Genomic DNA, 19,754 nt, shown 5'->3' with positions numbered 1-19,754 from the left:
GCGGCCGGCACTACCGGTGCATGGCGATGGGTGGGTGCCGGCCAGCGGCCGGCACTACCAGGGGGCGCGGGGCAGGGTAGTGCCGGCCGCTGGCCGGCATTTCAATGTCGTATCGCCGATGGGTGGGTCAGGGCTTGTCGCGCACCAGCGCGTCCGCTTCGACCACGCCGCCATCCTTGCCATGCAGGTACAGGTGCATGTCCTGCTGCGGGTACGGAATGTTGATGCCGGCCTTGTCATAGCCCAGCTTCAGCTGTTCCAGCAACGTGACCTTGGTGCCGAACCAGTCGGCCGACTTCACGTAGCACCGGATGCCCAGGTTGATGGCGTGTGCGCCCAGTTCGTACACCACCACGTCCGGGGCCGGTGTCTGCAGCACGCGCGGGTCGGCCTTCATCAGCGCCAATGCGGTATCGCGTGCCAGCTGGATGTTGTCTTCGTAGCCGATGCCGATGACCAGCTCGACGCGGCGGGTCGGTTCGGCGGTGAGGTTGATGATCGGCGCGGCGGTGATCAGCGTGTTCGGAATGGTGGTGTGCTGGTTGTCGGCGCCGGTTAGCACGGTCTGGAAGATGCGCACTTCGCGCACGGTGCCGGTCTGGCCGGCCACGGTGACCACATCGCCGACACGGAACGGTCGCAGCGTCACCAGCATCACGCCCGAGGCGATGTTGGACAGCGAATCCTTCAGGGCCAAGCCTACGGCGAGGCCAGCGGTGCCGAGCACGGCCAGCAGCGGGGTGATCTGCACGCCCAACGTGCCGATCGCCAGAACCACTACGATCACAAGCGATGCGGCATACACCACGTTGCGCAGAAAGCTGCCGAGCATCGGGTCCACGCCCATGCGCGCAGTAGCGCGCGGCATCGCATTGGACAGGCGTCGTGCCACCCACATGCCGACCAGCAGTACCACGATGGCGGCCAGCAGCGGCACACCGTAGGTCTCCAGCAGGCGTTCCCAGTCGAGCGAGTGGAACCAGGGCGTTGCGGCGGGGGCGGCGGGTGCTGCTGCGGCGATCATGCGGAAGTCCTTTGTGAGAAACGGTGTCTGCGTGGGGCAGGACGTGCGTGCACGCCAGAAACACGAAGCCCCGCAGAGGCGGGGCTTGCGTGCAGCAGCAGTATCGGCCGACGCCGATGAACACGACGTCAGCCTGTGGCCATCACGGCCTCAGCCGTTGGCCTTCAGCTTGGCCAGGCGCAGCCAGGTATCGACCACGGTGTCCGGGTTCAGCGACACCGACTCGATGCCTTCCTGCATCAGCCATTCGGCCAGATCCGGGTGATCGGACGGGCCCTGTCCGCAGATGCCAACGTACTTGCCCTTGGCGCGCGCGGCCTTGATCGCCATCGACAGCAGCTTCTTCACTGCCGGGTTCCGTTCGTCGAACAGGTGCGCAACGATCGACGAGTCGCGGTCCAGGCCCAGGGTCAGCTGGGTCAGGTCGTTGGAGCCGATCGAGAAGCCGTCGAAGATCTCCAGGAACTCATCGGCGAGCAGTGCGTTGGACGGCACCTCGCACATCATGATGATCTTCAGGCCGTTCTCGCCCTGTTTCAGGCCGTTCTGTTCCAGCACCTCGATGACCTTGCGGCCTTCTTCCAGAGTGCGTACGAACGGAATCATGACCCACAGGTTGTCCAGGCCCATTTCGTTGCGCACGCGCAGCACGGCCTTGCACTCCAGCGCGAAGGCGGCCGAGAAGCTCGGGTCGACGTAACGGCTGGCGCCGCGGAAGCCGATCATCGGGTTCTCTTCGTGCGGCTCGTAGTTGCTGCCGCCGATCAGGTTGGCGTACTCATTGGACTTGAAGTCCGACAGGCGCACGATCACGGCGTTCGGTGCAACCGAGGCGGTGAGGGTGGCGATGCCTTCAGCCAGGCGGTCCACGTAGAAGCTGACCGGATCGCCGTAGCCGGCGATCTTCTCGTCGATCTTCTTCTTGGTCGCCGCATCCTGGCGGTCGTATTCCAGCAGCGCGTTCGGGTGGATGCCGATGTGGCTGGCGATGATCATTTCCAGGCGGGCCAGGCCGATGCCGGCGTTCGGCAGCTGGCCGAAGTCGAAGGCACGCTCCGGGTTGGCCACGTTCATCATGATCTTCAGCGGTGCCGGCGGCATGTTGCCCAGATCGGTGGTGGTGCGCTCGAAGCCGAGCTTGCCTTCGTAGATGAAGCCGGTATCGCCTTCAGCGCAGCTGACGGTGACCAGCTGGCCATCTTCGATGACCTTGGTGGCGTTGCCCGAACCGACCACGGCCGGCACGCCCAGCTCGCGCGCGATGATCGCGGCGTGGCAGGTACGGCCACCGCGGTTGGTGACGATGGCCGAAGCGCGCTTCATCACCGGTTCCCAGTCCGGGTCGGTCATGTCGGCGATCAGCACGTCGCCCGGCTGCACGCGGTTCATGTCATCCAGCGTCTTCACCACGCGGGCCACGCCCGAACCGATCTTGGCGCCGACGGCACGGCCTTCGGCCAGCACGTTGCCGCCCTTTTCGGTCAGCGCGAAGCGCTCGATCTGGGTGGCGTGGCTGCGCGACTTCACCGTTTCCGGGCGCGCCTGCACGATGAACAGCTTGCCGCTGACACCGTCCTTGGCCCACTCGATGTCCATCGGGCGGCCGTAGTGCTTTTCGATGACCAGCGCCTGCTTGGACAGTTCCTGCACGTCCTCGTCGCTGATCGAGAAGGTGTTGCGCAGTTCGGCCGGCGTGTCTTCGATACGGACGCGCTCACCCGGAACATCCGAATACACCATGCGGATCGCCTTGCTGCCGAGCGAGCGGCGCAGGATCGCCGGCTTGCCGGCCTGCAGGGTGGGCTTGTAGACGTAGTACTCGTCCGGGTTCACCGCACCCTGCACGACCATTTCGCCCAGGCCGAACGAGGAGGTGACGAACACCACGTCGCGGAAGCCGGATTCGGTGTCCAGGGTGAACAGCACGCCGGAGGAACCGACGCCCGAACGCACCATCAGCTGCACGCCGGCGGACAGGAACACGTCCTCGTGCTTGAAGCCGTGGTGCACGCGGTAGGCGATGGCGCGGTCGTTGTACAGCGAGGCGAACACTTCCTTGACCTTGTGCACGACGTCGTCGGCACCGGTGACGTTGAGGAAGGTTTCCTGCTGGCCGGCGAAGGACGCATCCGGCAGGTCCTCGGCGGTGGCCGACGAACGCACGGCAACGGCCACGTCGCCACCGCCGTTGTCGGCGCTCAGCTTGGCGTAGGCGGTGCGGATGTCCTGGTCCAGCTGTGGCTGCAGCGGGGCATCGATCACCCAGGTGCGGATTTCCTTGCCGGCCGCGGTCAGCGCGTTGACGTCCTCGACGTCCAGCGTGGCCAGCTTGTCGAAGATGCGCTTGGACAGATCGTTGTGCGCGATGAAGTCCTTGAAGGCTTCAGCGGTGGTGGCATAACCGCCCGGCACCGAAACGCCCAGACCGGCCAGGTTGCCGATCATCTCGCCCAGCGACGAATTCTTGCCGCCTACGCGGGCCAGATCGGCCAGACGCAGTTCGTGCAACCACAGGATGTTCTCGTTCAAGCGCGATGCTCCGTTTGGCCATCGCCCGAGGCGGGCTGAGTGGCCGCGTCCGTAGGAAGAAGCCGATATGATGCCGGGCAGAGCACCGTCGGCACAAGCTTGTGCTGACGGCCTTTTTAAGCTTCGTAGGGGGTAAAAGCGCGCATGTCGACCATCCGTCCGGTGTTCTACGTTTCCGATGGAACCGGTATCACCGCTGAAACCATTGGGCATAGCCTGCTGACCCAGTTCTCCGGGTTCAGCTTCATTACCGACCGGATGTCGTTCGTCGACGACCCCGAAAAAGCGCGTGAAGCCTGTGCCCGGATCCAGGCGGCGGGGGAGCGGTACCAGGTCCGGCCGATCGTAGTGAACTCCTGCGTGGACCAGAGCCTGAGCCTGATCCTGGCCGACAGCGGGGCACTGATGCTGGATGTGTTCGCACCGTTCATCGAGCCGCTGGAGCGCGAACTGGCCAGCCCGCGCCTGGCCCGGGTCGGCCAGGCCCACGGCATGGTCGATTTCGACACCTACCACCGCCGCATCAACGCGATGAACTTCGCGCTGACCCACGATGACGGCATCGCGGTGAACTACGACGATGCCGACGTGATCCTGGTGGCGGTGTCGCGCGCCGGCAAGACGCCCACCTGCATCTACCTGGCCCTGCATTACGGGGTACGCGCGGCCAACTACCCGCTGACCGACGAGGACCTGGAAAGCGATCGCCTGCCGCCGCGCCTGCGCAACTACCGGCGCAAGCTGTTTGGCCTGACCATCGACCCGGACCGCCTGCAGCAGATCCGCCAGGAGCGCCGCCCGAACTCGCGCTACGCCAACCTGGACACGTGCAAGCGCGAGGTGGCCGCGGCCGAGGTGATGTTCCAGATGGAGCGGATCCCGACCCTGAGCACCACCCATACCTCGATCGAGGAGATTTCCAGCAAGGTGCTGGCCACGCTGGGGCTGCAGCGCGAACTGTATTGAGGCGCGCGCCACGTTCGCCGGGCATGGCCCGGCGCTACCAGTGGATGCTGCGCCCTGTAGTGCCGGCCGCTGGCCGGCTGATCGATGAACCCTCGGCCACGACGCAGTGTTGCCGGCCAGCGGCCGGCACTACCCCCGGGGTTGGCTTGCGCATGCGCGCCCCCACGTTGAAGCACCAACGTGTAGGATCGACCCATGGCCCGAGCCTTGCCCCGTACCGAACGCATTCCCCGCCTGAGCCGGTTGAGCTGGCTCATGGGGCTGTACGCGGAAAACTACCGCCATCTGGTGCGCCTGTTCGAACCGGCCGGACTGGCGGCGGGCAGCTACATCTCCTCGATCGGCGACGGCCTGGACGTGCGCCTGGACGTGATCGAGTGCCACCGCTACACGGTGGAGCTGCGCCTGACCTACGACCTGGCCGATCCGGTCACCGGCGAGCCCGATCCGTCGGCCTATGTGCGCCTGTACCGTGACGCGCGCCAGGCCGAGACCACTCATTGCTACGTCGGTCGCCGCTGGCAGGACACCATGGGCCTGTACCCGCCGCCGGCGGAGCTGATCAGCCACCGCATGCGGATGAACACCTTCCTCGGCAAGTGGCTGGAATACCTGGCCGAGCGCGGCCACGGCGTGGCCACCCTGCGCCGCGATCCTGATGGGGCCACTGCGGCTGCCGAACGCCGCCTGTCGCTGGTGCGCTGATCGGCCATAATCCACGGCTGACCTGCCGCTGGATGCTGCCCCATGCCGTATACCCCGATCGTCGCCACCCTGGGCTACGTGCTGTCGCCCGATCGTCGCCAGGTGCTGATGATCCATCGCAACACCCGGCCCGGTGACCACCACCTGGGCAAGTACAACGGGCTGGGCGGCAAGATCGAACCGACCGAAGACGTCGCAGCTGGCATGCGCCGCGAAATCGCCGAGGAAGCCGGCATCGACTGCACCGGCATGCGCCTGCGCGGCACTCTCAGCTGGCCGGGCTTCGGCAAGCATGGCGAGGACTGGCTGGGCTTCGTGTTCGTCATCGACAGTTTCGAAGGCACCCCGCACGACGGCAACCATGAGGGCACGCTGGAGTGGGTGGACCTGGACAAGCTGGACACGCTGCCGATGTGGGAGGGCGACCGCAACTTCCTGCCGCTGGTATTCGACGCCGACCCGCGCCCGTTCCACGGGGTGATGCCGTACAAGGACGGCCGCATGGTGAGCTGGTCCTTCAGCCGCCTGTGAACCAGGGAATCGGGTTGGTGCCAACCATTCCGGTGGGTGCCAACCTTGGTTGGCACGCTCTTCTGCTTTATTAATACCCGGGTGATATTGACGGGCGTAAATTACCCGGGCAATATTTGCGCATCGCCCCTGATGCCATTGCCATGCCCGCGTCCCGACTGCCCCCCTTCAGCTGCTTCGACGGCCCTCGCCTGGTCGTTTCCGGTACGCCGGAAGTGGCCGCGCTGGCCCTCAAACAGCTGCGCGCCGACAACGCCTCTGGTCCATTGCTGGTGTTCGACAATGCCACCGGCCGCACCCGTGATTTCGATACGCGCGGCAGCGACGCGGAACTTGTGGCGCGGGTCGCCGAAGCGTTTCCGGCGCCGCTGCAGACGGACGTTGAAACCCACGCCGATGATGCCGGAGATGCACCCTCACCCCCACGTGGCCGCGGTCGCCCGAAGCTGGGCGTGGTTGCGCGCGAAGTGACGTTGCTGCCGCGCCATTGGGCGTGGCTGGCCGAACAGCCGGGTGGGGCCTCCGTCGCCCTGCGCAGGTTGGTCGAAGCGGCCAGCCGTGCGGGTGCCGACAAGGACCGGCAGCGCCGCGATACCGAGCGTGCCTATCATTTCCTGCAGGCCATTGCCGGTGACCTGCCCGGCTTCGAGGAAGCCATCCGCCTCCTGTTCGCGCATGACCGCGCGGGCCTGGAAGCGGCGTTGCACCGCTGGCCCGGGGACGTGCGCGATCACGCCCTGCGGCTGGCCTTTGATGCCCCACCTTTCTAAGTACTGACGACCGACCCAGGGCGCCGTGGATGAACGACGGCGCCGCTTGATCGCGGGCGACTGCCCGCTTCCCTCGTGCTTGCTTTGCTGGCGGAAACGCCGGGCAGGGCAGCGCCTTGCCCAGAGAAACCCCATGAGCCTTTCCGCACACGCGACACCTCCGGTTGCGCCGCCGCTGTCGCGCACCTACCTGGCCCTGCTGCTGCCCATGCTGATGACCAATGCACTGCAGCTGGCCGCCGGCACGCTGGACAACGTCTACCTCGGCCATCTGCTTGGCACGCAGGCGGTGGCTGCCGCCGCTGCGTTCTTCCCGGTGTTCTTCCTGCTGATGGCCCTGGTGATGGGCCTGGCGACGGGCGCAATGGTGCTGATCGGCCAGGCCTGGGGCGCTGGCCAACCGCAGCGGGCACGCGCCGTGGCCGGCAGCGCGGTGGCGCTTGCCCTGCTGTTGTCGCTGCTGGTGATGGGCGTGGGCGGCGTGTTCGCGCCGCAGATGCTGGCGGCACTGGGGACGCCGGCGCCGGTCCTCGGCGAGGCCATCGTCTATGCGCGGGTGCTGCTGCTGAGTGCGCCGGTGTTCTTCCTGCTGTGGCTGGCGACGGCCGTGAGCCGCGCGGTGGGTGATGCAAAGACGCCGCTGCACGCGCTGCTGCTGGCGACCGTGCTCGGCCTGCTGTGCACGCCACTGCTGATCCTCGGCTGGGGCGGCCTGCCGCAGCTGGGCGCGGCCAGTGCCGCGGTGTCGGCAGCATTTGCCTCGCTGCTGGCGTTGGTCTGGTTGCTGTGGAGCTGGCATCGCCTGGGGCATCCGCTGGCACCCGGCCATGAGCTGCTGCGGGCCATCCGTTTCGATGGCGCGATCATTCGTTCGATGCTGCGCATCGGCGTGCCGTCCTCGCTGCAGATGCTCAGCCTGGCCATTGCCGAGATCGTGTTGCTCGGCTGGATCAACCGCTATGGCTACACCGCCACGGCGGCCTACGGTGCGGTCAACCAGTTGATGAGCTGGGTGCAGCTGCCGGCCATGTCGCTGGGCATCACCGCCACCATCCTCGCCGCACATGCGATGGGGGCAGGACGTGCGGCACGATTGCCCGCCATTGCCCGCACCGGGGTGCTGCTGGGCCTGGCGATGCTGACGGTCGTGGTGCTGCTGGTGATGGCGCTGGCGCCGTGGCTGACCGGCCTGATCCTGGCGGCGCCGGAGGTGCGCGAACTGGCCGCACTTCAGCTGCGCACGGTGGTGTGGGGCGTGCTGGCGATGGGCGGCACCACGGTGCTGGTCGGCGTGATGCGCGGCAGCGGGACTGTGCTGCTGCCGGCGTTGCTGGGCATGACAGCGGTGTTGCTGCTGGAGCTGCCACTGGCGATGTGGCTGCAGGCGCGGCACGGGCTGACCGGCCTGTGGTGGGCGTGGCCGCTGGGACTGGTGGCGATGCTGGTGTTGCAGATGATGTGTTTCGCGAGGTGGCGCAGCCGGACGCAAGGTGGGTAGTGCCGGCCGCTGGCCGGCAAACCGGAACGGCCGGGGCAGCCGGCCAGCGGCCGGCTCCACCGCTCGGTCGGATCGCATCCGGCGAAAATCCACGCCGATGCGGGTCGGGTAGCGCCGGGCCATGCCCGGCGGCAATCAGCGCCGATGCGCCAGCAGCAGGTGGAAATGCTTCTCCCGCGTCTGCCCGTCATTGCCGGCAGCGGTTTCGCGATGGCTGCGCCAGGCCGAGATGTTGAATCCCGACACGCGCATCGCCAGCTCAACTGCGTCCAGTTCGTGCAGCTGGAAATCGGCGGCAAACGGCAGGCTGCGCATGAAGGCCGCATCGCCGAACGCCAGGCACAGCCGCCCTCCCCGGCGCAGTACGCGCGCAAGCTCGTCCAGCACCGGGGCCAGGTTGGGCCAGAAGTACAGGGTGTTGACCGCCAATGCGGCATCCACGGATGCCTCGTCCACCGGCAGCGCATGGGCATCGCCAAGCCGCATCGCGGCCCGGTCGCCCAGGCCGGCACTGGCCAGCCGCCGGTTGCCGGCCTCGACCATGGCGGCGGACAGTTCAACGCCCAGATACTGGCTGCCCGGCGCCTGCAACAGCTGGGGCGCGAAGGCCGCATTGCCGGGGCCGATCTCCAGGATGCGTTCGCCGGCCGCCACCGTCAGCAGCCCGATCGCGGCCAGGTTCAGGGCGCTGTTGCTGCGGTTCATCGAGTCGGCCACCGCCAGCGCGGCGTCGCCATGGGGCCGCCGCAGCTGGGCGGCCAGGGTGGAAGCATCCTGCATCGTCGTCGTCCATCGAAGAGATTCGGACGTGGCGGCGGCGGGTCCGCCGGTGACCATAGCGCTGACCTTGCGGCTTGGGAAGTACGGAAACCCCGCTGCAGGGTGATGAGGAAATGTCCAGCGTCGCGGTCGGTGAGATCTGGTTGTCCACAGGGGGTGTGGATTACGCGTGGGCAACTTTGTGGATAAGCCGCGACAGGCTCCACCCCCCTAGGCTGTCAAGATGGGTGGCGAAAAATTCACCGCTGGTGAGGATGGGTGAGGGCGTGGTGAAGGATCGGCCTGGCAGGCGCTGTCACCCATGGCGGCGCTCGCGGTAACCTGTGGGCCTTGATGCTCCGTGAGACCCCATGAAACGTCACTTCTCGATGCTGCGCGAATTCCAGCTGGCCGACTGGTTCACCCTGGCCAATGCTTTCTGCGGCACCGGCGCGGTGTTCGCCGCGATGCGTTTCCTGCAGGACGGCGAGCGCGGCTACCTGCTGTTCGGCATGGCGCTGATCCCGCTGGCCTTCATTTTCGACGCCCTTGACGGGCGCATCGCGCGCTGGCGCAAATCCAGCTCCACCCTCGGTCGCGAGCTGGACTCGCTGTCGGACGTGATCTCCTTCGGCGTGGCGCCGGCGGCGCTGGCCTATGCGTGCGGCATGCAGGGCGGCTGGGACTGGCTGGTGCTGAGCTACTTCGTCTGCTGCGGCGTCAGCCGCCTGGCCCGCTACAACGTCACTGCCGAGGCGCTTGCAGGCGACGAGGGCAAGGTCAAGTATTTCGAGGGCACCCCGATTCCGACCAGCCTGGTGCTGGTGATCGTGCTGGCGATCGCCGCCGGTACCGATGCCATCGGCCAGGACCTCTGGTTTGGCCAGTGGCAGATCGGCCCTTGGCAGCTGCACCCGATGGTGCTGCTGTTCGCCCTGTCCGGGTCGCTGATGATCAGCAAGACCCTGCGCATTCCCAAGCCATGAGCCAGCCCTGCGGAGGCCTGCGATGACCAGCTCGGCCCACGACGCCGGCAGCAGCGATTTCGAGACCCTTGCCCGGCAGTACTTCGGCGCTTGGGGTGATGCTCTGCGCCATGCGGGCACGCCTGGTGCATCGGCTGGTGACGACCCAGGCAGCTGGCAGCGGTTGTTCGACTGGTGGGGCCAGCTGTTGCCCGAACAGGCGCCCGGGGCGCCGGAAGATGCCGTGCGCCGGTTCCGCGAACAGGCGGGCAGCTGGTACGGCACGATGCAGGAGGTCGCCGCACGGTTTGCCGGCCGCGACGCCAGCAGCACCGAAGTGGCACAGGCCTGGCGCGAGGCGGTGCAGGGGCAGGGTGATGGCATGCTGCAATGGATGCTGCAGGGCGCCCGTGGCAGCACCCACGCCGGCGCCACCGTGCCCGAATTCGCTGCGTGGCTGCAGCAGTTCCAGCTTCATGCGGGGCCGTGGCTGCAGAGCCCGGCGTTCGGCCCCGGCCGCGAGCACCAGGCACGCTGGCAGGCCCTGCTGCGTGCGCAGGAGGAGTACCAGCAGCATTCACGTGCCTACGTCGAGCAGATCAAGCAGGCGCTGGACGAAGCCTTCGCGTTGTTCGAGCAGCGCCTCGCGGAGCACGAACAACCGGGCAGCCAGCTGACCAGCGCCCGCGCGATGTTCGACCTGTGGATTGAGGTGGCGGAGGAAGCCTACGCCAAGGTCGCCATGTCCGAACCGTTCCAGCAGGTGTATGCCGCGCTGGGCAACGCTCAGATGCGCCTGCGCGCCGGCCTGCAGCGCGAGGTGGAACAGATGAGTGAACGGATCGGCCTGCCGACCCGCAGCGAGATGGACGCCGCGCACCGCCGCATCGCCGAGCTGGAGCGCAGCCTGCGTCGCCTGCAGGCACAGGTGGTGGCCATGGCCGGTACGGGCGAGGTCGATCCGGTGGCACAGCCGGCGCCGGCGAAGGTGAAGCCGGTCGCGCGCAAGGCTGCGAAGAAGGCCGCGCCGGCAAAGAAGGCGGCTGCGAAAAAGGCGCCTGCGAAGAAGGCTGCACCAAAGGAAGCGCCCCGTACTTCCATGCGGACGCGTGACCGATGAAAGGACCGCTGGGCTTCAACGCCGATGACCTGATGCAGGAGACCCTGGCCATGCAGCGCAAGCTGATGGAAGGCCTGAAGCTGCTGCCGCAGGTGGAAGACGTGGACTATGGCGTGACCGCCCGCGAGGAAGTCTGGCGCGACGGCAAGGTGGTGCTGTACCGCTTCGTCGGCGAGCAGGCACCCACCCGCCGCACGCCGTTGCTTATCGTCTACGCGCTGGTCAACCGGCCGTACATGGTCGACCTGCAGGCCGATCGTTCGCTGGTGCAGAAGCTGTTGGCGCTGGGCCAGGACGTCTACGTGCTGGACTGGGGCTACCCGGATCGCTCGGAGCGCTTCCAGACCCTGGAGGACTACCTGCTGCGCTACATCGACGGCGCCGTGGATGCGCTGCGTGTGCGTAGTGGTGGCCCGGTCGATCTGCTGGGTATCTGCCAGGGCGGTGTGTTCGCGCTGTGCTATGCCGCGCTGCGCCGGCAGAAGCTGGGCAAGCTGATTACCATGGTCACACCGGTCGATTTCCAGACGGCCGACAACATGCTCTCGCACTGGGCGCGGCAGGTGGATGTGGACCTGCTGGTGGATACGCTGGGCAACATTCCGGCCGACCTGATGAATGCCAGCTACCTGATGCTCAAGCCATTCCGCCTGAACGTGCAGAAGTATGTCGGCCTGCTCGACATTCTCGATGACAAGGCAGCGCTGGAGGATTTCCTGCGCATGGAGAAGTGGATCTTCGACTCGCCGGACCTGGCGGGTGAGGCGTTCCGTGACTTCATCAAGCAGTTCTACCAGGGCAACGGGTTGGTGAACGGCACGGTGCGGATCGGCGAGGAAGCGGTGGATCTGTCGCAGGTGACCCTGCCGGTGCTGAACATCTATGCAGAACAGGACCATCTGGTGCCGCCGGATGCTTCGCGTGCGATGCGTGGCCGGCTGGGCACGACCGACTACACCGAATCCAGTTTCCGCGGTGGCCACATCGGTATCTACGTGTCCGGCCGCGCGCAGCGCGAGGTGCCGGCGACGATCGATGGTTGGCTGAAGGCGCGCGACGCGTAACGCCTGCTTCGTTTTTGCAGCGTCGAGCCATGCTCGACTGCATGGAGAATGATGATGTCGCAACGGATTTCGATGCTGCTTGCCGCACTGCTGCTGGCAGCCCCTGTGGCCCAGGCCGCACCCAGTGCGGATGCACGGCGGGAGATCGCCCAGCTGATCTCCAGCCTGGACGGCTCCCAGTGCCGGTTCCAGCGCAATGGCAGCTGGTACGACGGCAACGATGCGCGCGCGCATCTGCAGCGCAAGTACGACTATCTGCTGAAGAAGGACATGGTGGACAGCGCCGAGCAGTTCATCGAACGTGCCGCCAGCCAGAGCAGCATGAGCGGCAAACCCTATCGCATCCAATGCCCGGGGCAGCCTGAACAGACCGCAGCCGCCTGGTTCGGTACGCGCCTGCAGGCGCTGCGTCACCGCACGCCGTAGACATGGGGGCGGTGTAGAGTCGAGCCATGCTCGACTGGTTCTGCCCGCAAGCTGAGGAGACACCGCCATGAACACCACGCCCAAGACGCTGTCGCGTTCATTGAACGACCGCATGATTGCCGGCGTGATGGGTGGCATCGCCCATCGCTTCGGCTGGAATGCCACGCTGCTGCGGGTGATCTACGTGCTGCTGTCGCTCGCCTCTGCAGCTTTTCCCGGCATCCTGGTCTACCTGATTCTGTGGCTGCTGATGCCGAACGAGGCCGATTGAAGACGGCCTCGGAACCCCGGCCGATCTGGCTGTGCGCGTTGCAGATACTGGGCGCCGTGTGGACATCACCCAATTCCCTGATCGGCCTGATCGGCGGCCTGACCGGGATGCTGGGGGGCGCGACACTGCGCTGGAGCGGACGCGACCGCGCACTGGTGTTCGACCGCTGGCCATGGGGGCCGGGCGGGGCGATCACGCTGGGCAATGTGATCCTGCACACCGGGCACGACCTGGGCATTTGCTGCCGGACCTATGCGCATCAGGCGGGATGGGGCGTGGAGCCGTTGATCCGGCTGGATGACCACGAACGTGCACACGTCTACCAGTACATGGTGCTGGGGCCGCTGTACCTGCCGGTGTACCTGCTGTGTGGCGGGGTGAGCGCGCGCAACCCGTTCGAGCGTGCGGCGGATCATTACGCCCGGTTCGGGCACGGCTGGTGGCCGTAGTTTCCGGCCAACGGCGCAGCCCCTCGTGGCTTGGTCGCGGAATGCGTTTCATGTGATCGGGTCGGGCGGGGTGGGTTCGCGGGACACGCCGTAAACCCGTCCCTGGGGGCTCGATGGCGCCATCCATGGCGCCAACGGTCCCGCGAACCCACCCCGCCCGACCCCTGACAGTTCCCGGCCGCGTCCAGCCACGGAAGAGAAAAGAACAGCAGAAGCGGGTCGCGCGCTGCGCTTGCTCGTGTAGAGCCGAGCCTGCGCTCGGCTTCGCGACCGGGCCAGAAAGCAGCCGAGCGTGGGCTATGCCGGTCGTCCTGACCGGCACCCTTCGGGCCGTCGCCATGCGCGACGTTGGCAGCGGCTCCTGCCGCTGCCTTCGGCTCCACAAAAAGCGGCCAGCCCGGCTGCTTCTGCTTTTGATCTTCTTTTTTCTTCTCCGTGGGTGGCGGCAGGCACCAGGAGCGTGTCAGCGGCCGGGAGGGTGGGTAGGGCGGGGTGTCCGCGGCATGGATGCCGCGGCCAAGCCCCCAGGGACGGGTTCACGGCGTCCCCGGCCTACCCACCTTCCCGGCCAGCCCCCAGGAAACCGGCTTTCCGCGACCAACCAAACCACCCACGAGGGGCCGCGCCGTTGGCTGGAATTCCCGCGATTCGTTAGCCGGAAGTTAAAGATCCGTAAGCATTCTGCTGCGATCCCGCAGTCATCTGCATGCAACCGATCGTCATTAGCCTTCGTGACGTTCCAGTCAGGTTCGACGCGGTAAGCTCTCCCTCGATGAGCTCGCAGCATCGCTCGTCGAGTGCAGTACGCAGTAGCAATTTGGAGGAATACATCACATGGCAATCGTTCTTTATGTCGGTGGTAGCAAGGATGGCGAGAAGGGCGTGGTGCCCTACGGCTTCAGCAAATCCCGCGCCGACACCGCGCTGGGGCCGGAGTTCTACACGGAGCGGTTCATGGAACTGCAGGGTGTCGGCAAGGTCCGCCTGATGGCCCTGGAAGGCATGCGTGACGAGATCGTCATGCAGCGCGCCGCCCGCCACTACCGCTGACCTTCGCAACACGCGGCAGGGCGCGCCCACCATCGTGCGCCCGCGCCGGCATCCCAGCCCCGGGCCAGTCCGAGCCCGCTCTTCGCCAGGATGCCGGCGTCCAATCCGGCTTCGCCGCTGAACCTCGCCCCCTGTCAATGCCTTGTCCGGCTCCGTCGTGGATTGCCAGAATGGGGTCTTCCCGAAACGCGGCACAGACCTGAAGCAATGCACGACGCCAAGAACGCCCAGAGCGCGCTCGCCCAGCAGATCGCCCAGACCATCGCCGACGAGATCGGTGCCCAGTCCGCCCAGGTGCGCGCCGCCGTTGGCCTGCTCGACGAGGGCGCCAGCGTTCCGTTCATCGCGCGCTACCGCAAGGAAGTGACGGGTGGCCTGGACGACACCCAGCTGCGCAACCTGGAAACTCGGCTGACTTACCTGCGCGAACTGGAAGACCGTCGCGCGGCGGTGCTGGCCAGCATCGGCGAGCAGGGCAAGCTCAGCGACGAACTGCGCAACGACATCCTGGCTGCCGATACCAAGAGCCGGCTGGAAGACCTGTACCTGCCGTACAAGCCCAAGCGCCGGACCCGCGCCCAGATCGCCCGCGAGGCCGGTCTGGAGCCGCTGGCCAACGGCCTGCTGGCCGACCCGACGCAGGATCCGCAGGTCTTTGCCGCCGGGTTCGTCGACACCGACAAGGGCGTGGCCGACACCAAGGCCGCGCTGGAAGGCGCGCGCGCGATCCTGATGGAGCGCTGGGGCGAAGATGCCGCGCTGGTTGGCGAGCTGCGCACCTGGCTGGGCGAGACCGGCGTGATCCGAGCGCGCGTGGCCGAGGGCAAGGAAACCGAAGGCGCCAAGTACCGCGACTATTTCGAACATGCCGAATCGCTGGCGAAGATTCCCTCGCACCGCTTGCTGGCGCTGTTCCGCGCGCGCCGCGAGGAGATCCTGTTCCTGGAACTGGACCCGGGCAGCGATGCCGAGGCAGGCCACCAGTACGCCGAGGGTCGGGTGGCGCGCAAGGCCGGCATCGCCGACCAGGGCCGCGCCGCCGACCGCTGGCTGCTGGATGCCTGTCGCCTGACCTGGCGCGCCAAGCTGCACACCCATCTGCTGCTGGACCTGTTCAACCAGGCCCGCGAAAAGGCCGAGGCCGAAGCCATCGCGGTGTTCGGCGATAACCTGAAGGACCTGCTGCTGGCCGCACCGGCGGGCCCGAAGACCGTGCTCGGGCTGGACCCGGGCATCCGCACCGGCTGCAAGATCGCTGTGGTCGATGCCACGGGCAAGCTGGTGGCCACCGACACCATCTACCCGCACGAGCCACGCCGCCAGTGGGACCAGTCGCTGCAGACGATCAAGCAGCTGTGCGCCAAGCACAACGTTGAACTGATCGCGATCGGCAACGGCACCGCCAGCCGCGAGACCGACAAGCTGGCCGGTGAAGCGATCAAGGCCGCTGGCAACCCGAAACTGCAGAAGGTGGTGGTCAGCGAGGCCGGTGCCTCGGTGTACTCGGCCTCCGAGTTCGCGGCCAAGGAGTTCCCGGGTCTGGACGTGTCGCTGCGAGGCGCCGTTTCGATCGCCCGCCGCCTGCAGGATCCGCTGGCCGAGCTGGTCAAGATCGAGCCGAAGGCGATTGGCGTGGGCCAGTACCAGCATGATGTGGACCAGTACCGCCTGGCGCGGGCGCTGGATGCACGCGTGGAGGACTGCGTGAATGCCGTGGGCGTGTACGTGAACACCGCCTCGGCCGCGCTGCTGTCGCGCGTGTCCGGCCTGTCGGCCACGGTGGCCGAGAACATCGTGCGGCATCGTGACGACAACGGCCCGTTCAAGCGCCGCAAGGACCTGCTGAAGGTCGCGCGCCTGGGCGAGAAGACCTTCGAGCAATGCGCCGGCTTCCTGCGCATCGCTGACGGTGACCAGCCGCTGGATGCCTCGGCGGTGCACCCGGAAGCCTATCCGGTGGTCGAGCGCATCGTCGCCAGCACCGCGCGCCCGATCAAGGCGCTGATCGGCGATGGCAGCTTCCTGCGTGGCTTGAAGGCCGAGCAGTTCACCGATGACACCTTCGGCGTGCCGACCGTGCGCGACATCCTGAAGGAACTGGAGAAGCCGGGCCGCGACCCGCGTCCGGAATTCAAGGCCGCGCGCTTCGCCGAAGGCGTGGAGTGCATCAAGGACCTGCGCGAGGGCATGGTGCTGGAAGGCGTGGTCAGCAACGTGGCGGCCTTCGGTGCTTTCGTCGATATCGGCGTGCACCAGGACGGCCTGATCCACATTTCGGCGCTGTCCGACACCTTCGTGAAGGACCCGCGCGACGTGGTCAAGGCCGGCGACATCGTCAAGGTGAAGGTGCTGGAAGTGGATGTGCCGCGCAAGCGCATCGCGCTGACCCGGCGCCTGGACGACACCCCGGGGCAGGCCACCAGCCGACCGGGCCAGCGCGAGGAGCGCGGCCAGGGCCAGGGGCCACGCCGCGACGCAGGCGGGCAGAACCGCGGGCCGAACCGGGGTCAGGGCAACAGCGGTCGGCCTGCCCACTCGGCGCCGCCGGCCAACAACGCCTTGGCCGAGGCCTTCGCCCGGGCCAAGCGCAGCTGAGGTTCGTGCCCCCCGTCACGGTTGCTCCGCGGTGGGGGACTTGTCGGTTTTCCCCGTGATTGCGCACACTTGCGCTGGAGGGGAGGCGTTCGGCCCCCCCGCTGTCGCTGGGGAGGGCCATGACGCCAGCACGACCCGTCGTCTTCGTTGCACGCTGCAGCGCATTGCTGCGGCCAACGCCTGCCCGCGCGGGCCGGAGGGAGCGTTGATGGCGGGCCAGGGTACCAACGGCAACGGGTTGCTGGAGCGTCGCCTGCAGGAGCTGGCCGAAGAGCGTCGGCGGCTGGCGATGATCATCGATGGCACCGCCGCGGGCACCTGGGAATGGAACGTGCAGACCGGTGAGATGCGGGTCAATGCGCGCTGGGCCGAGATTGTCGGTTACCGCCTGGAAGAGCTGGAGCCGATCTGCCAGAAGACCTTCCTCAAGCTGGTCCATCCCGATGACATAGCGCTGTCCGACGCGGCACTGGACGAGCATTTCGAGGGACGCACCGACAACTATGCGTGCCTGCTGCGGATGCGTCACAAGAACGGCCAGTGGATATGGATCCAGGACCGTGGCCGCGTCTTCGAATGGGACGGGCAGGGCCGGCCGCTGTGGATGGCCGGCGCGCATGCCGACGTGACCGAACTGCAGCAGGCCCGCCATGATGCGGCCGAGACCCGTCAACGCCTGCAGGCCGTGGTCGATGCCTCCGATGAGGTGGCGGTGATCGCCACTGATACCGATGGCACCATCACCCTGTTCAATACCGGCGCGCAACGCCTGCTGGGCTACAGCGCGGCCGAGGTGGTTGGCCAGCGCCGGCTGGATGCCTTCCACGATCCGCAGGAATTGAACGCCTGGCTGCGACCGCTGGCCGATGCCGATGGCCATCTGCCAGGCGTGTTCGAGGCACTCAGTGCGCGTGCCGATGGCCAGACCTATTCCCGGCAATGGACGCTGCTGCGCAAGGACGGCCAGCCACGCCAGGTACGCCTGTCGATCAGCCGCATGGACGGTGCCGACGGCGCACGCATCGGCTATGTCGGCATGGCCATCGACATCACCGAGATCCTGCAGGCGAGGGCCGAGGCACGCTTGTCCGCGGAGAAGTTCGCCGGTGCGTTCACCTCGGCTGCGCTGGGCATGGCGCTGGTATCGCTGGAAGGGCGATGGCTGGACGTCAACGACGCGCTGTGCCGGATCCTCGGCTATCCGCGGGAAGAGCTGCTGCAGGTGGATTTCCAGCGCCTGACCCATCCCGATGACCTGCAGACCGACCTGGCCCTGGTGCAGGACCTGCTGGCCGGGCGGCGTAGCCACTACCACCTGGAGAAACGCTATCTCGATCGCGATGGCAAGGTGATCTGGGCCCGGTTGTCGGTCTCGCTGGTGCGCAACGAGCATGGCGAGCCGTTGCATTTCGTGTCGCAGATCCAGGACATCACCGCCCAGCGCAGCAGCGAGCAGCGGCTGTTCGAAAGCGAACAGCGCAGCCGCATCACCCTGGATGCCGTGGCCGACCTGGTGCTGAGCGTCAGCCTTGATGGCCGTATCGATTACGCCAACGCCGCTGCAGTACGCATGTTGGCCGGCGATGGCGCGTTGTCGCTGGCCGGACACAAGGTGCAGGATGTGCTGGCGCTGACCACCGAGTACGCACCGGGTTCGGTGCTGGACGTGTCGGTACTGCTGGATCCGGAAAGCAACGCGGTGGACCTGCATGCCGACCTGCTGCTGCGCCTGGGGACCGCCACGGTGCCGGTGGACCTGACCCGCGCCTGGTTGCGCGATGACGAGGGCCACGTTCGCGGCGCGGTCTGGGTGCTGCGCGACGATACCCAGCAGCGTGCCCGCCAGCGCGAGGCACGTCATCTGGCCGAGATCGATCCGCTGACCGAACTGAGCAACCGCCGTGGCTTCGACGTGCATCTTCAGCAGGCGATCACCCGCGTTGAACGTACCGGCCAGGCCGCGTCGCTGATGTACATCGATCTGGACCGGTTCAAGCCGATCAACGATACCTGGGGCCATCTGGCTGGCGATGCGGTGCTGTGGGCGGTGGCCAGCGTTCTGCGGCACGGGGTGCGCGATTCGGATGTGGTGGCGCGGCTGGGCGGCGATGAGTTCGCGGTGATCCTGTCCGGCTGTACGCCGCGCCGTGCAGCCCGCATTGGCGGTGAACTGCTGCACACCCTGGCGTCGCTGTCGATTCCCTGGGACCAGAACCGGTTGCGGGTAGGGGCCAGCATCGGCATCGCGCCGCTGGCCGGGGGGATGAGCGTGGACCAGGCGGTGGCCGCGGCCGATGCCCAGTGTTACCGGGCCAAGGCGATGGGCCGCAACAACGTGCAGGTACAGGGCGAGGCCAGCGAGCTGCCAGGCGATGATTCCGAAGCCGCCGAGGGCTGATCTCAGCCTGTGAGAGGGCGTGCGCGAATACTCCGCGCACCTCCTCTCGTACGGGTGATCCCATGAATGTCTGCAACCCGGTGACGGTGCGTACCTTCGCCCCGGCCATGGTCGGTTGGTGCCTGACCCTGGCCGCTTGGCTGCGGCTGGAGGAGGTGCGCGAGGATCGTCTGGCCCAGGCAATGTTGCCAGTGCTGCAGGGAAGCGTGGTGGCGCTGCTGGCCCTGACCCTGGCGTGCACGATGGCGGCCAGCCTGGTGCTGTGGCGGCACGGTCGCCGGGAGCGCGGTCGCGGCGATGCCGGCACTACAGAGGCGCAGCATCCATCAGCAGGAACCGGCATGGCGCGCGCTGGAAGGCATTGATCTGCGGCACCAGCCGCTGGAAATGCTCGCTGGCGCAGTGGATGTCCAGGGCGGCGCGGTCCGGCCATTGCTCGATGAAGACGAAATGCCCGGGATCCTTCTGGTCCACGAACAGTTCATAGCCAAGGCAGAGCGGCTCGCGCTGCGTGCACGCGACCAGTTCCCGGTACAGCGGAAGCACGGTGTCCACGGCATCGGGATGGATGAAGTCTTCGGCGATGACCTTGAGCATGCAGGCACCTGTGGATGGGGCCCTGCAGGATAGTGCC

The 19,754-nt window shown here is 67.0% G+C and carries 19 protein-coding genes; 15 read left to right on the top strand and 4 right to left on the bottom strand.

Annotation, left to right across the window (positions count from 1 at the left end):
- Positions 1 to 127 precede the first annotated feature (127 nt).
- Positions 128 to 1,024 (bottom strand): mechanosensitive ion channel family protein, encoded by an 897-nt coding sequence (locus tag ACZK29_RS13085; protein ID WP_478446138.1) that lies wholly within the window; start codon positions 1,022 to 1,024, stop codon positions 128 to 130.
- A 150-nt stretch (positions 1,025 to 1,174) separates the two neighbouring features.
- Positions 1,175 to 3,553 (bottom strand): phosphoenolpyruvate synthase, encoded by a 2,379-nt coding sequence (gene ppsA / locus ACZK29_RS13080; RefSeq protein ID WP_478446137.1) that lies wholly within the window; start codon positions 3,551 to 3,553, stop codon positions 1,175 to 1,177.
- A gap of 144 nt (positions 3,554 to 3,697) precedes the next feature.
- Here ppsA and ppsR point away from each other — a divergent pair, with 144 nt between their 5' ends.
- From ppsR to ACZK29_RS13055, 5 genes are all read left to right on the top strand, one after another.
- Positions 3,698 to 4,519, top strand: coding sequence for a posphoenolpyruvate synthetase regulatory kinase/phosphorylase PpsR (gene ppsR, locus ACZK29_RS13075; protein WP_006452040.1), 822 nt, complete (start codon positions 3,698 to 3,700; stop codon positions 4,517 to 4,519).
- Positions 4,520 to 4,714: 195 nt separating this feature from the next.
- Positions 4,715 to 5,224, top strand: a complete 510-nt coding sequence (locus ACZK29_RS13070) for a DUF1249 domain-containing protein (RefSeq protein WP_005410096.1) — start codon at positions 4,715 to 4,717, stop codon at positions 5,222 to 5,224.
- Between the two features lie 42 nt (positions 5,225 to 5,266).
- Complete coding sequence (locus tag ACZK29_RS13065; RefSeq protein WP_111203508.1) at positions 5,267 to 5,755, top strand: NUDIX hydrolase; 489 nt, start codon at positions 5,267 to 5,269, stop codon at positions 5,753 to 5,755.
- Between the two features lie 143 nt (positions 5,756 to 5,898).
- The gene (locus ACZK29_RS13060; protein ID WP_111203572.1) at positions 5,899 to 6,525 is read left to right on the top strand and encodes a DUF2239 family protein; all 627 of its coding nucleotides are present in this window, start codon (positions 5,899 to 5,901) and stop codon (positions 6,523 to 6,525) included.
- Between the two features lie 133 nt (positions 6,526 to 6,658).
- Positions 6,659 to 8,023: an MATE family efflux transporter gene (locus ACZK29_RS13055; protein WP_111203507.1), complete on the top strand. Its 1,365-nt coding sequence runs from the start codon at positions 6,659 to 6,661 to the stop codon at positions 8,021 to 8,023.
- A gap of 135 nt (positions 8,024 to 8,158) precedes the next feature.
- Here the strand turns inward: ACZK29_RS13055 and ACZK29_RS13050 are convergent, their stop codons facing one another.
- Positions 8,159 to 8,803 (bottom strand): class I SAM-dependent methyltransferase, encoded by a 645-nt coding sequence (locus tag ACZK29_RS13050; protein ID WP_239503974.1) that lies wholly within the window; start codon positions 8,801 to 8,803, stop codon positions 8,159 to 8,161.
- A gap of 350 nt (positions 8,804 to 9,153) precedes the next feature.
- On the opposite strand from ACZK29_RS13050, the gene ACZK29_RS13045 reads away from it, so the two are divergent.
- From ACZK29_RS13045 to ACZK29_RS13000, 10 genes are all read left to right on the top strand, one after another.
- Positions 9,154 to 9,768 (top strand): CDP-alcohol phosphatidyltransferase family protein, encoded by a 615-nt coding sequence (locus tag ACZK29_RS13045; protein WP_049429661.1) that lies wholly within the window; start codon positions 9,154 to 9,156, stop codon positions 9,766 to 9,768.
- Positions 9,769 to 9,790: 22 nt separating this feature from the next.
- Positions 9,791 to 10,867: a class III poly(R)-hydroxyalkanoic acid synthase subunit PhaE gene (phaE, locus tag ACZK29_RS13040; RefSeq protein WP_414487316.1), complete on the top strand. Its 1,077-nt coding sequence runs from the start codon at positions 9,791 to 9,793 to the stop codon at positions 10,865 to 10,867.
- Positions 10,864 to 11,931: a class III poly(R)-hydroxyalkanoic acid synthase subunit PhaC gene (gene phaC / locus ACZK29_RS13035; protein ID WP_111203504.1), complete on the top strand. Its 1,068-nt coding sequence runs from the start codon at positions 10,864 to 10,866 to the stop codon at positions 11,929 to 11,931. Before phaE ends, phaC begins: the two co-directional genes overlap by 4 nt.
- Before the next feature lie 51 nt (positions 11,932 to 11,982).
- Positions 11,983 to 12,357, top strand: a complete 375-nt coding sequence (locus tag ACZK29_RS13030; protein ID WP_414487314.1) for a YfeK family protein — start codon at positions 11,983 to 11,985, stop codon at positions 12,355 to 12,357.
- A gap of 67 nt (positions 12,358 to 12,424) precedes the next feature.
- Entirely contained in the window at positions 12,425 to 12,628 is a 204-nt protein-coding gene (locus ACZK29_RS13025; RefSeq protein ID WP_106551363.1) for a PspC domain-containing protein, read from the top strand.
- Positions 12,625 to 13,077: a hypothetical protein gene (locus ACZK29_RS13020; protein ID WP_111203502.1), complete on the top strand. Its 453-nt coding sequence runs from the start codon at positions 12,625 to 12,627 to the stop codon at positions 13,075 to 13,077. Before ACZK29_RS13025 ends, ACZK29_RS13020 begins: the two co-directional genes overlap by 4 nt.
- A gap of 834 nt (positions 13,078 to 13,911) precedes the next feature.
- Positions 13,912 to 14,127 (top strand): hypothetical protein, encoded by a 216-nt coding sequence (locus ACZK29_RS13015; protein ID WP_005410085.1) that lies wholly within the window; start codon positions 13,912 to 13,914, stop codon positions 14,125 to 14,127.
- Between the two features lie 207 nt (positions 14,128 to 14,334).
- Entirely contained in the window at positions 14,335 to 16,722 is a 2,388-nt protein-coding gene (locus ACZK29_RS13010) for a Tex family protein (RefSeq protein ID WP_478446136.1), read from the top strand.
- A 208-nt stretch (positions 16,723 to 16,930) separates the two neighbouring features.
- Positions 16,931 to 19,120 (top strand): PAS domain S-box protein, encoded by a 2,190-nt coding sequence (locus ACZK29_RS13005; RefSeq protein ID WP_111203924.1) that lies wholly within the window; start codon positions 16,931 to 16,933, stop codon positions 19,118 to 19,120.
- Between the two features lie 62 nt (positions 19,121 to 19,182).
- Positions 19,183 to 19,485, top strand: a complete 303-nt coding sequence (locus ACZK29_RS13000; protein WP_106550459.1) for a hypothetical protein — start codon at positions 19,183 to 19,185, stop codon at positions 19,483 to 19,485.
- On the opposite strand, the gene ACZK29_RS12995 is transcribed toward ACZK29_RS13000, so the two are convergent.
- Positions 19,427 to 19,717 (bottom strand): putative quinol monooxygenase, encoded by a 291-nt coding sequence (locus tag ACZK29_RS12995; protein WP_005410081.1) that lies wholly within the window; start codon positions 19,715 to 19,717, stop codon positions 19,427 to 19,429. The genes ACZK29_RS13000 and ACZK29_RS12995 overlap by 59 nt on opposite strands.
- Positions 19,718 to 19,754 lie beyond the last annotated feature (37 nt).

The organism is Stenotrophomonas sp. 89682_Sma (assembly GCF_056481405.1).
This window is presented reverse-complemented; position numbering and strand designations above follow the sequence as displayed.